Consider the following 1298-nt stretch of genomic DNA (forward strand, 5'->3'; position numbering starts at 1 on the left):
GTCGAAGCCTCTCAAGAGCGGCAAGACCGGCTTCTATTGGACGTGCCCATCTCGCTACCGAAAGCAGAAATGCCCGTGGCTGGCAGCAACGCTCGGCGAAAACCTTTCACAAGCCGAACTCGATGCCGCGGCCAAAATATGGAATGACCGGCTGGACGAATGGCTGGTTGACCGCAATCGGCCAACGCCGGCGGAGCCGAAAGAGCATTTCGCCTATGGCACGGTCGGTTGGCTATTGGACCACTATCAGACCACCGACGCCTTCAAGGAGCGCGTCAGCGAGCCGTCTAGGCCGGATTACCGGCGAATTTATAAGCGGGTGGCGGAATCGAGGTCCGCCAAGACGAAGAAACGATTCGCTGACTATCGGGTGATCGAGATCGGCGTAACGGCTGCGTTGGCGCTCTACCAGCAGTTCGTCGATACCGGCGCCATGCGGACCAGCGAAAAGGTGGCGACCTATTGCGAGACAGCCTGGGAGCGGATGCGCCCGCATTTTCCCACCATGTTCCGGCCGGACGTGCCCAACCCGTGGGTCGCCATTACCCTGAAACGTCGCGATAAGGCCAAGAAGGGCCACGCCGACCGCGAAACGACCTACAAATTTGCTTGGGGAGCGGTCGAGAAGGGCCGGCCCGAACTGGCAGCGGCCGCCGTGCTCGCCTTCGAATGGTTGATGCGGCCATCCTCGGTCGCCGCCGGCTTCGCTCAATGGACGAATTATCGGTCCGCCGCAAACCCCGACAAGATCAAGATCAGGCACCGGAAGAACGGCGGGGAGGTCGATCATCCGCTTGAGGCTGTTATCGACGGCCAACGGATCAAGCTTTACGCCGATGCTGAGGCGATCCTCGCCAAGGTGCCGCGGCGTGGCCTCTCGATCGTGACGAAGCCTGACAGCCAGCTTTTCGGCGACACTACCCTATTGCCCAAGGCGATACGCGAAATGGCCGCCGAATTGGGCATGGACGGCTTCACGCTCGATCAGGCGCGCCACGGCGGTATGACCGAGCTGGAGGAATCAGGGCTCACCGAAGGCCAGGGCAAAGCGATCTCGACGCACCGGACATCAGCATATCAGGTGTACGCCAAGGAGACGGAAAAGCGGGTGCTCGACGCCACCCTCAAGCGCTTCGGCCATTCTGAACCGCCGAAAAAGCGTGCAGAATCAATATCGAAAAAATCGGCAAAATAGGGTGGAAACGTGGGCCTGTTCAGAATGGCCCTTGTTTTTGCTAGAGCAGAATGGATTTGCAGTCCTCTGCGTAACCACTCCGCCACGAGGCCTTCCATGCTCC

At 60.0% G+C, this 1298-nt stretch carries 1 protein-coding gene; it reads left to right on the forward strand.

All coding sequences use genetic code 11. The features are described 5' to 3' along the window. Nucleotides 1-370: 370 nt before the first annotated feature. Nucleotides 371-1195 carry a site-specific integrase gene (locus AU465_RS33080; protein WP_192257216.1) on the forward strand — a complete coding sequence of 275 codons (825 nt, stop codon included), beginning with the start codon at nt 371-373 and terminating at the stop codon, nt 1193-1195. Nucleotides 1196-1298: the final 103 nt, after the last annotated feature.

It is taken from the genome of Mesorhizobium silamurunense, from assembly GCF_014843905.1.
GTDB classification, from domain to species: Bacteria; Pseudomonadota; Alphaproteobacteria; order Rhizobiales; family Rhizobiaceae; genus Mesorhizobium; species Mesorhizobium silamurunense.